Consider the following 10,949-nt stretch of genomic DNA (forward strand, 5'->3'; position numbering starts at 1 on the left):
GCGCTTTTCCTCCAGGAAGAGGCCCGGCGCCGGGAACGGAGGGTACTGGTGGGGCTGAACCGGCGCTTTTACTCCGGGACGCAGACCGTGCTGGCCGGCCTGCGCGCACATCCGGAGACGCGCCACGTCCACGTCTGGGACCAGCAGGACCTGGAGCGAGCGAGGTCCCTGGGACATCCGACGGCGGTGGTGGAGAACTGGCGCTACGGCAACTCCATCCACCTGGTCGATTACCTGCGCGTCTTCGGGCGGGGGAAGGTCCGCGCCGTCGAAGCCGTGATTCCCTGGGATGCGGCGCGGCCCGGCAGGGTGGTGGCGAAGCTGGTCTTCGAGAGCGGCGACACCGGCTACTACGAGGCGGTGTGGAACCAGCCGGGGCCGTGGGCGGTGGAGGTCACTGCCGCGCGGACACGCTGGACGATGCGGCCCCTGGAGAAGCTGACCTGCCAGGAGGCGGGCCAGCCGATCCCGGTCGCCATTGAGGCGCACCCATGGGACCGCGACTTCAAGGCTGGATTCCGCCTGCAGGCGGAGCAGGCGGTGGCGGCCGCGCGCGAGGAGCCTTCCCAATCGGCCACGCTCGCCGACGCCATCGAGACCATGCGCCTCATCGCCGCCATCTATGGCGGTTGAGCGGCCTCGGTCTCTTCCGGCCGGTTAGGGTAAGATGCAACCCAGCGGCGATCACCCCGTGGATCTCAAAGCTCCGCTTAAGAAGCTTCCGTATCCCATCTTCCTGCGGCTGTTTCTGCTCTGGCACTGGCTGCGGGACGTGCGCGCGTGCCGGCGGGCGCGACGCAAGCTGGGTGTGCGCCGGCTGCGGGAAGTGGACTTGTCCAGCTTTAAGAAGAGCGAGGTCGTGTTCCTGCTGGGCAGCGGGGCCTCGATCAACCAGATCTCGCGCGAGCGTTGGGCAGCCATCGCGCGCTACGACACTATCGGCTTCAACTTCTGGCCCCTGCACCCGTTCGTTCCCCGCATGTACTTCTTCGAGGCTTTGGGAGAAGCAAGCCGGGGGGTGTTCGAGCTCTATCGGAAGGTCTCGGCCGAGAGGGCGCAGGACTACACCCCGATCCTGAAGGTCGCGACCGAACTCAGCAACCTGGCGCCCAGCTATGCGCCGGCCTATCCGGAAGCGTGGCGCGAGTCGCTGTTCACCGTGGACACCTTTCCGGCCGCCGCGCGGAACGAGCAGGAGTTCGCCTATGCTGTCGCCTACCTGCGGCGCAAGGGCCTGTTCCGGCCTGCCACCCGCATCCGCTATCTCTTCAAGCAGCTCTCCACGCTGAGTTCGCTGATCGCCCTGGCGGCGCGGCTGCGGTACAAGACGGTGGTGCTGTGCGGCATCGATCTCAGCAATGCGCAGTACTTCTACCAGGACACGGAACTCTACCCCGAAGCCTCGCACCTGCAGATGTGGTCGCCCGCGGCTTCCCATCCCAGCCTGTGGCAGACGCCGTGGCGCATTCCCATGGACAAGGTGGTGCTGGAACTGAAGCGGCAGGTGCTGGATCCCGCCGGCATCGGCATCTTCGTAGAGAACCGCTCGTCGGCGCTGTGGCCGGCGATCCCCGAGGCCCCGGGCGAGCTCTTCCTGCAGAGCGGGCAGCCGGTCGCCAGCGAGGGAAAACCTCAAGCGGCTCCCCAGGGGAAGTAGTAGACTGCGCAAACGCCATGATCGTTCTCCGACAGGTCGTGCTGCGGAAGTTCGAGCCCGGGGACGTGGACCGCCTCTACCGCATCCGCAACGACTGGGAGGTCACGCAGAGCCTCACCGGGTTTCCCACCGGCTTTTCCCGCCGCGAGATGAAGGAGTGGATCCACACGATCAGCCACGCCAAGGACCGTGTGATCTGGGCCATCGCCGCGAGGAAGTCGAACCTCTGCCTGGGGCACGCGGGTCTCTACCAGATCGACCAGCGCGTGGGGAAAGCCGAGTTCGGCATCCTGGTCGGGGACAGGAAGTGGCAGGGGAGGGGCATCGGCCGCGCTGTGACCGAGGCAGTCGTCGCTTACGGATTCCGGCAGCTCCACCTGCACAAGGTCTGGCTGCTGGTCCTCGAAAGCAATCGCCGCGCCTCTCACCTCTACGAATCCCTGGGTTTCGCGACCGATGGTATCCTGCGCGACGACCAGTTCCGCAACGGCGCTTACGTCAACACCCGGGTGATGTCGCTGCTCGCCTCCGAATGGAGAGCGAGACACCCGCAGAACCGAGGGTGAACCCGCGCGCGTCGGCTGCGCCTCCGAGGACGACGACACTGTGATCAAACTCGTCTCAGGGGAAGGGGTCGAGATGCTCGCGGCGGCGCAGCCCGCGGAGTACGCGCGCTGGGAAAGCCTTGCCGGCGGCGCTCCCACCCCCGACTGCTACTATCGCCCGGGCTACGCCGCGGCCTACGAAAAGGCCGAGCCCTCGCGCGCGATCGCGCTGCTGCTGCCCTCCCCCGGCGGTCGCGTCCTGGTGTCCTTGATGGTCCGCGAGTGGACTCCCGGATCGGGCGGCGCTTCCGTGGTGGACGGCTATTCGCCCTACGGCTACGGCGGCTGGTTGCCCCTGGAGGGAGCGGAGCCGCCCCTGGAGGACACGCTCGCTGCCCTCGATCGCTTGCGACGGTGGTGCGCAGCCCAGGGGCTCACCTGCTGCGTGCTCCGGCTCCATCCTCTCCTGAATCAGGTCGAGACGTTCGCCCGCTTGCCGAAGCGCCCGGAGCTGGTGCTTGCGCCCAGCATCGAGACCTGCGCGATCGACCTCGGCCATTGGGACGAGGGCGCCGACCGCCCCGCCGACCTGGCCAAACGCCGGCGTTCCTACCTTAGTTCTGCCGGCCGCAACCTGGAACTCCGGACTTGGACTGGTGAAGAGTGCGTGCAAGCAGGCTGCTCCTACTTGCGAGAGTTCTGCCGCCTCTACACGGCGGACATGGAGCGCTTGAACGCTGCCGCTTTCTTGCGCTTTCCCGAGGAGTACTTCCTTGCCTTGGCCCGCGGCCTAGGAGAGGAATTTATGCTCGCCATGGCCTTCCACGATGGCAAGGCCGTGGGCGGAGTCATTTTTTTCCTGGGGCGTGATTTTGCTCACTATCACCTGAGCACGAGCGATGAGGAAGGCCGCAGGCTGGGAAGCACCGCCCTCTTGATCGTCCATGGGGCGCAGCTGGCGCGCGCTCGCGGGGCGCGCTGGCTGCATCTGGGAGGCGGCAACCGGCCCGGCGACACCCTGTTTCATTTCAAGCGCAGCTTCGGCGGGCGGACCTGGCAGTATTCCACGTTCACGCTCATCGCCGACCTGCCCCGCTACCAGGCCCTTTGCGGTGAGCCCGGGATCCGGTGGCCCTATGTCCGGGTAGCTGGTCGGTAACGCTTCCGGATCCACTTCTTTTGGCGGCATCACCCGCTTACGGTAGACTGGACGGCAATTGTTTCGCACTGCGCCCGGCACTCGCCGGGCCGCGGCAGAAGAGTCCGTTCCACAGGGGGCACAGCGGTTGATCAAGGTCGCGGGCATCGGGGCCGGAGGACACGCCAAGGTCCTGCTCGACGTCCTGCGGTGCGCTTCGGGATTCGAGGTCGTGGGTCTGGTGGACGCCGATCCCAAGCAGCACGGCAAATCCCTGGAAGGCGTGAGCGTGCTGGGCGGCTATGAAGCCCTCGACCGCTTGCTGCGCGAAGGCGTCAGCCACGCCTTCCTCGGCGTGGGTGCCGTGGGCGACAATCAGCCGCGCGCCCAGCTCTTTGAGCGCTTCCGCGGGCTCGGCTTCCACTTCGTCAAGGCCATCCATCCCGCGGCCGTGGTGGCCGCTTCGGCCGAGGTGGGTGAGGGAGCAGCCATCATGGCGGGAGCCGTGGTCAACCCGGGCGCGCGCCTGGGCGTCAACGTCATCGTCAACACCGGCGCGGTGGTGGACCACGACTGCGTGCTCGAGGATCACGTGCACATCGCTCCCGGCGCCGTGCTCTCCGGCGGCGTGCGGGTCGGGAAGTACGGACACGTGGGTACCGGCGCTGCGGTGCGTCAGGGCGTGAGCCTCGCCGAGGGCGCGCTGGTGGGGGTCGGGGCGGTGGTGGTGGCCGATGTCCCCGCCCGCGCCACGGTGGCGGGCAACCCCGCGCGCGTGAGGCCGAGTCGCTGACCATGCGGGACCTTCGACCATTCCTGGTTGCGCCGCAGGACTCGCTGCTGGCAGTGATGCAGCGCATCAACCAGAACGCGCACGGCATCGCTCTGGTGGCCGACGCCGAGGGCCGCCTGCTCGACACCGTCACCGACGGCGACCTGCGCCGCGCCGTGCTCGCCGGCACCGATCTCCAGCTTCCCGTCTCCACCCTGCAGGCGCGGCGCAGCGCGCCGCCGCTGACCGCGCCCCTGGGCGCCGCGCATGCCGAACTCATCCGCATCCTGGAGAAGGCTGGGCTGCGCCATCTTCCCCTGCTCGATGCGCAGGGCCGGGTGCAGGACCTGGCCTTGCTGGAAGAACTCCTGGAGCAGGAGCGCGCGCCGCAACTCGCCGCCGTGGTCATGGCCGGGGGCTACGGCCAGCGCTTGCGCCCGCTCACCGAAGACCTTCCCAAGCCCATGCTGCCGGTGGGCGACAAGCCGCTGCTGGAGCGTACGGTTGAGCAGTTGCGCGAGGCCGGCATCCACTCCATCTACCTGGCCACACACTACAAGTCGCAGGTGGTGGCGCAGCACTTCGGCAACGGCGACCACTTCGGCGTCGAGATCAATTATCTCGACGAGGAGCAGCCGCGGGGGACGGCGGGGGCGCTGGCGCAGATGCCTCCCGGCGACCAGCCCCTGCTGGTGATCAACGGCGACATCCTCACCCGATTGAACTACCGCGCTTTGCTCGACTTCCACCGCGAGAACCGCGCCGACATGACCGTGGGTGTGCGCCACTACGAACTGCGCGTCCCCTATGGCGTGGTGGAGACCGAGGGCGTGCAGGTCTCGCGGCTGGCGGAGAAGCCCACGCAGCGGCTGTTCGTGAACGCGGGCGTGTACCTGCTGCAGCCGGAGCTCTGCCGCCTGGTCCCGGCCGACCGCCACTTCGACATGACCGACCTGATCGCCGCGCTCATGGCCGCGGGAAAGCGCGTGGTGGCTTTTCCCATCAGCGAGTACTGGCTCGACATCGGGCAGCCCGAAGACTACGCCCAGGCCCAGGACGATGTGAGGAACGGCCGTGCCTGATCTTCCATCTCCCACTTCCAGGATGAGAGCGTGAGCCCGGAAAATTCGAAGAAAACGGTGCTGGTGCTGGGCGGCGCGGGCTACGTGGGCTCGGTGGTCTGCCACCTGCTCTTGCAGCGCGGCTACCGGGTGCGCGTGCTGGATTCGCTCTTGCACGGCGGGCGCTCGCTGCTCGGCCTCTACCAGGGCGCGGACTTTCATTTCATCCGCGGGGACGTGCGCGACGCGGCCGTGGTGGAGCGCGCACTCACCGGCGCCGACGCTGTCATCCACCTGGCCGCCATCGTGGGCGATCCCGCCTGCGCCCGACAGCCCGACCTCGCCCGCAGCGTCAACCTCGAAGCCTCGCTCCAACTGCTGCGCCTGGCCCAGCAGCAAGGTACCGGGCAATTGCTCTTCGCCTCCACCTGCAGCAACTACGGGCGCATGGCCGACCCCACGCAGTACGTCACCGAAGAATCGCCGCTGGCCCCGGTCTCGCTCTACGCCGAGACCAAGGTGGCGGTGGAGAAGGCGTTGCTGGCCTCGACCGCAGCCCAGCCCGCGATCACCGTGCTGCGCTTCGCCACCGTCTTCGGGCTCTCGCCGCGCATGCGCTTCGATCTGACCGTGAACGAGTTCACCATGGAATTGCTCACCAAGAAGAAGCTGGTGGTCTTCGGGGAGCAGTTCTGGCGGCCCTACATCCACGTGCGCGACGCCGCCCGCGCCCTGGTGATGGCGCTGGAGGCCCCGCCGGAGAAGGTGCGCGGCCAGGTCTTCAACGTGGGCGACACCCGCGAGAACTACCAGAAGAAGGGGATCGTGGAGCTGGTACGGGCGCAGGTGCCGCATCCGGTCGAGATCCAGGTGGTCGAGAAGCATGAAGACCCGCGCGACTACCGGGTGTCGTTCGAGAAGGTGCAGAAGGTCCTAGCCTTCCAGATCACGGCGCGGGTGCCCGACGGCATCCGCGAGATCGCCGAGGCCATCCAGCAGGGCGTCTTCAGCGACTTCTCCGACCCCGCCTACCGCAACTGAGCGCCGGAGCGAAGCGCGAGCAGAACCAAACTGACCACGAATCCGGGGCGCGGAACTGGGATAACCTAGAGCGCTGCCGCAGGATGAGAAAAGGAACCCCGAACGCAGCATTCTGGGAGGCGGTATCGGAAAGATCCTGATCACCGGCGGCGCCGGGTTCGTGGGGACCCACCTGGCTGAGCGTTTGTCTGGCAAGGACGAGGTCGTCCTGTTCGACAACTTCCGCCGGGACTCGCTCTCCCTGGCGCCGGAAGTGAAAGCGAACCCGCGCGTGCACCTGATGACCGGAGACACGCTCAACACGGACTCGCTGGCGCCCGCTCTGGAAGGCGCGCACGTGGTGGTGCACCTCGCCGCCATCGCCGGCGTCAGCAGCTACTATCGCGAACCCCTGCAGACGCTGGAGGTCAACATCCTGGGAACGCGCAATGTGCTCCAGGAGGCGGCGCGCCGGCACGTGCGGCAATTCGTCTTCTTTTCCACCAGCGAGGTCTTTGGCGCCGATGCCCGCCAGGTGAGCGAAGCCGACCCCTGTGGCATCGGACCCTCCACCGACCGCCGCTGGGTGTACGCCACCAGCAAGCTGGCGGGGGAGCACTTCACGTTGCGCTTCGGGGAGGAGCACGGGTTCACGGCCACGGTGGTGCGTCCCTTCAACATCTACGGGCCGCGGCAGGTGGGCGAAGGCGCCATCAGCAACTTCTGCCGCGCTGCCGTCGCGGGACAGCCGTTGACCGTCTACGGAGACGGCTCCGCGACGCGCGCCTGGTGCTACGTCTCAGACCTGGTGGACGCGGTGGAGAGCCTGCTGGCCTCGCCGGAAGCGGCGGCGGGCCAAGTGCTCAACGTGGGCAATCCGGAGGCGGTGGAGAGCACCCTGGGTCTCGCCCAGCGCATCGCTCGGCTGGCCCCGGGAACGGAGGTCCGCTTCCAAGCCGTGCAGCGCGCCGAGGTGCGCGACCGCGCCCCGGTCATCACGCTGGCCCAGCGGCTGCTCGGCTATCAGCCCAAGGTGGACCTGGAGCGCGGGCTGCAGCTCACGCTGGATTGGTTCACCCGTCATCCGGAGCTTCGGCCATGAAGGTCGCGCTGATCGGGGCTGGCAAGATGGGACTGCCGCTGGCCTGCCAATTCGCCAGCCGAGGCGCGGAAGTAATGGCCTGCGACCTGCGCCAGGACTTGGTGGATGCCATCAACCGCGGTCGCTGCCCCATCGAGGAGCCTGGAGTGGAGGAGATGCTCTCGGCGGCAGTGAAGGCCGGGCGGCTGCGCGCTACCACCGACGTGCCCGCCGCCATCGCCGCCGCCGAAGTGGTGGTGGTCATCGTCCCCGCGGTGCTTACGCCACAGCGGGAGGCGGACCTTTCGGCGGTGCTGGCGGTGAGCGAACAGATCGCGGGCAGCCTGCGGCGCGGCGCGATGGTCTGCTACGAGACCACCGTGCCGGTCGGCACCACCCGACACCGCATCCGTCCTCTGCTGGAGCAGACAGGCCTGCAGGCGGGCCGCGACTTCGACCTGGTCTATTCCCCGGAGCGCATCAAGAGCGGGACCGTCCTAAAGCGCATCGGCCAAACCCCCAAAGTGGTGGGAGGACTGACGGCGGCCGCGGGGGAGCGGGCCGCGGCCTTCTATGGCACCTATGTGGGTGCCCCGGTCTTCAACATGGGCAGCCTGGAAGCCGCCGAACTGGTGAAGCTGGCGGCGATGGTCTATCGCGACGTCAACATCGCCCTGGCCAACGAGCTGGCGCGCTACTCCGAAATCATCGGGACCGATCTCGAGCCGGTGCTCAACGCCGCCAACACCGACGGCGAGACTTACCTGCTGCGCCCGGGCATCGGCGTGGGGGGACACTGCACGCCCGTGTATCCCTATTTCCTGATTCGCGACGCGGTGCTCCGGGGCACTCCCGCGACCCTGGTGGAGCGCGCGCGCCGCATCAACGACGGGCAGGCGGATCACATGGTGGCCCGGCTGGAGCATGCCCTCGGAGGTCTGCGCGGACGCCGCGTGCTGCTGCTGGGGCTGGCCTTCCGCCCGGGCGTGAGAGAAGACCTCTACTCGCCCGCGATGCTGCTCCGGGACGAACTCGAACACCGCGGCGCCGAGGTTTGCCTCCACGATCCTCTCTACAGCGAGGCGGAGGTGAGCGCCCGCGGCTTCCGGGCGGGCGCACTGACGGATGGGGCCGAGGCGCTGGTTCTGGTGACTGGGCATCCTGCCTACGTCCAGTTGGACTTCGCTTCCTTGGCACGGCGCGGGACCAAGGCGGTCGTAGATGGCCGCTGCTTCTGGGCCGCGGAGCAGGTGCGGTCGGCAGGCCTCATCTACATCGGAGTGGGACGCCCAGACCAGCCTGCCCGCGCGTAGGTCACGGTCGGTAGGCGGGCCGGTACTGCAGCAGCAACTTATGCCGTCCGGCCTCGACGAAGATCCCCTGGAAGGTGTGATCGGCAGGGAAGACCTGTGTCTCGGCGCCGTCGAGCCAGGCGTGCCAGTAGGGGCTGTAGGAATCGGTGATGAGGAAGATGGAGGGCGAGCCGGCCTCGACTTCCACTTCGATGCGATCTGCGGTATAGCGTTGTAGGCGCACGCTGCCCGCCTGTGTTCCCAGGCGATCGAGGGCCAACCCGCGCGCGGCGGCGGCGTCGAGGAAAACCGTCGAAGCCAGATCACCGCCGCTAGCCGTCGCCAGGGTGGCGAGAAGCTGCTCGCGATCATCGAGCACCCGCACCTTGCCCGCCAGGAAGAAGCGCGGCAGCGCGCCGTCGTTCTCGTAGACATAGAGCCCGCGGTAGGGGCAGGAGACTGGAGCCGTCCCGCCGATCGTGGCAGGAACCAGCGGCGCCTCCGCGGCCGGGGCGGACACCAGCCTCAGGCGCGCGTCGCTCACAGGTATGGGCGAGATCAGGTAGCGCACGTTCGCCAGCGAGAGCAGGTCGAGGTTGTAGTAGTCGTGGAAGGGGAGCGGGCCCTGCGGACACTGGCTTGCCGGGGTGAACAAATAAAGCTGTGCGCCCCAGTAGCGGACCGCGGCGGCGCGCGCCGGGTCCCGGCGCAACTCGCCGGAGATGACCTGCTGCCAGAACTGCTGGTAGGGGCGGTTCTGCAGGTTGAGGAAGCCGTCGGCAGTCTCCAGGCCGTAAGCCCAGGCAGCGCCCGGCGGAAACAGGGGGAGCACGTCCCCGACCGTGATAGTGGCCACGCGGAAGGGAGGGACGCCGGTGTTCTGCCGCGCCAGCCGCTCCAGTTCGGGGTTGCGATAGTAGGTGGCGAAGGTGCGTCCCTGGCGGCGCTCGATCACGATCCGCGCCTCCACCCAGAGCGCCTGCACCAGCACCGCGACGATGGCTACCCGTGCCAGCACTCTGCCTGCTTTGGCGGAAGTCTGTCGGAAGTGATCGAGGGCGAGCGCCGCCGCCGCCAGCGCCAGCAACGGCACCAGCAGGTTGAAGCGCTCCATCTGGAACTCGGCGAAGATGCGGGCATAGGGGCGCAGCACCTGCGCCAGCGGGCCGTAGAACATCTCCATCAGGCCGCAGAAGACCCCGGCCAGCAGCAGCCAGAACAACTTGCGCGGGCGGAAGCGCCCAGCCACTAGGCCGGCGAGTCCCAGCAGGATGGCCAGCAGGTTGTCGCGCGCCACCAAAGCGGCGGTGTAGATGTTGGAGCGGAGTCCCCAGACCTGCGCGAAGGCAACATCGGCGCGAGAGGACTGAGGCGCGACCGCCAGTCCGGGCAGCACGGAAGGCAGCGTCCCCAGCACCCATGCCGCGGCAAACAAGCTAATCCCCAGCCAGAAGCGCAGCCGGCGGCGTGGCGAGATCGCCACGAACCAGAACAGCACGAGGGGGGCTAGGAAGAGGGAATAGACCAGCGACGAGGTCAGACCAAGGAGCACGCCCGTTATGACCGCCACAGCCGCAGCGGGAAGCGGCCGCTGCCGGTCTATCCGCGACAGCAGCCAGAGGACGAGTGGATAAGCGGGGGCGCCCAACCCGTCGTAGAGCGTGAATCCCGCCCAACTGCGGTTGATCGCCGCCTGACAGAAGAGAGCGTAGCTGAGCCCGGCGAAAAGGGCGGAGGTGGAACTGGTCCCCAGGTCGTCCTGCAGCAGGCGGCAGGTGAAGTAGCCGGCGAGGAAGCGTTGCAGCAGCATGATGGCGCCGTAGGCCGCCCAGCCCGGCAGGACGAGGAATAGGAGCACCAGGAGGGAGTCGGTCGTGCCTTGCGCGAGGCGATCGGCGCCCGCGGCCCACTGCGGCGCCCACAGGCCGAACTGTCCTTGGGCGAGGTTGCCGGGCAGGGCCAGCATGGCGGGCAGGTTGGCGTCACCGTTGTTGTGCAAACGAACGTAGGAGTTGGGGCCGAAGATCCAATACGACGCCGAGAGTCCCAGTGCCCATAGGAAGAAGAGGAGCGCGGCCCGGCGCAGAGGCGGCTGGGGCGGAGCGGCGGGCTGGGAGGAGTCCGGCGGCGCCGGCGGCATGGGCAAGAGAATTTTCCTTTCCGTCCGAAAGCCGGCCTGTATGATAACAAGCTTCGTGGCGGCGGCGCGGCGCAAGCGCGCCGGGCGCTTGCCGCCCTTGATACGCCGCCACCCAGCGCTCATGCCTGACGCTCCAGCGCCGCCTCCCATCCCGGCCGAGTCGCTGCCCTCCGTGGAGGTGGACTCCACCGTCTCGCAGGTGCAGGTGGTGATGCGGCGGCTGGTGCACGGCTCCGCCCTCTA

11 protein-coding genes are annotated in these 10,949 nt (G+C 68.0%); 10 read left to right on the forward strand and 1 reads right to left on the reverse strand.

Annotated elements, in window-relative coordinates:
• From VEG08_11325 to VEG08_11365, 9 genes are all read left to right on the forward strand, one after another.
• Positions 1–633 (forward strand): hypothetical protein (locus VEG08_11325; protein ID HXZ28573.1); only part of this gene is annotated, 633 nt, incomplete at its 5' end.
• Positions 634–691: 58 nt separating this feature from the next.
• Positions 692–1,657: a hypothetical protein gene (locus VEG08_11330; GenBank protein HXZ28574.1), complete on the forward strand. Its 966-nt coding sequence runs from the start codon at positions 692–694 to the stop codon at positions 1,655–1,657.
• 17 nt (positions 1,658–1,674) lie between these two features.
• Positions 1,675–2,223, forward strand: a complete 549-nt coding sequence (locus tag VEG08_11335; GenBank protein ID HXZ28575.1) for a GNAT family protein — start codon at positions 1,675–1,677, stop codon at positions 2,221–2,223.
• A gap of 40 nt (positions 2,224–2,263) precedes the next feature.
• Positions 2,264–3,361 carry a GNAT family N-acetyltransferase gene (locus VEG08_11340; GenBank protein HXZ28576.1) on the forward strand — a complete coding sequence of 366 codons (1,098 nt, stop codon included), beginning with the start codon at positions 2,264–2,266 and terminating at the stop codon, positions 3,359–3,361.
• A gap of 127 nt (positions 3,362–3,488) precedes the next feature.
• A complete protein-coding gene (locus VEG08_11345; protein HXZ28577.1) occupies positions 3,489–4,133 on the forward strand; it encodes a NeuD/PglB/VioB family sugar acetyltransferase in 645 nt (214 codons plus the stop codon).
• A 2-nt stretch (positions 4,134–4,135) separates the two neighbouring features.
• Positions 4,136–5,194 (forward strand): nucleotidyltransferase family protein, encoded by a 1,059-nt coding sequence (locus VEG08_11350; GenBank protein HXZ28578.1) that lies wholly within the window; start codon positions 4,136–4,138, stop codon positions 5,192–5,194.
• 30 nt (positions 5,195–5,224) lie between these two features.
• The gene (locus VEG08_11355; protein HXZ28579.1) at positions 5,225–6,214 is read left to right on the forward strand and encodes an NAD(P)-dependent oxidoreductase; all 990 of its coding nucleotides are present in this window, start codon (positions 5,225–5,227) and stop codon (positions 6,212–6,214) included.
• Between the two features lie 139 nt (positions 6,215–6,353).
• On the forward strand, positions 6,354–7,295 hold the full coding sequence (locus VEG08_11360) for an NAD-dependent epimerase/dehydratase family protein (protein ID HXZ28580.1): 942 nt from the start codon (positions 6,354–6,356) through the stop codon (positions 7,293–7,295).
• Complete coding sequence (locus tag VEG08_11365; GenBank protein ID HXZ28581.1) at positions 7,292–8,587, forward strand: nucleotide sugar dehydrogenase; 1,296 nt, start codon at positions 7,292–7,294, stop codon at positions 8,585–8,587. The genes VEG08_11360 and VEG08_11365 overlap by 4 nt, the downstream gene beginning before the upstream one ends.
• A 1-nt stretch (position 8,588) precedes the next feature.
• Here VEG08_11365 and VEG08_11370 read toward each other — a convergent pair whose 3' ends face one another.
• Positions 8,589–10,706, reverse strand: coding sequence for a DUF6044 family protein (locus VEG08_11370; GenBank protein ID HXZ28582.1), 2,118 nt, complete (start codon positions 10,704–10,706; stop codon positions 8,589–8,591).
• 40 nt (positions 10,707–10,746) lie between these two features.
• Here VEG08_11370 and VEG08_11375 point away from each other — a divergent pair.
• The coding region (locus VEG08_11375) for a hypothetical protein (protein ID HXZ28583.1) at positions 10,747–10,949 on the forward strand (203 nt) is incomplete at its 3' end.

The sequence above is a fragment of the Terriglobales bacterium genome, from assembly GCA_035624475.1.
Classification (GTDB): domain Bacteria; phylum Acidobacteriota; class Terriglobia; order Terriglobales; family Acidobacteriaceae; genus DASPRL01.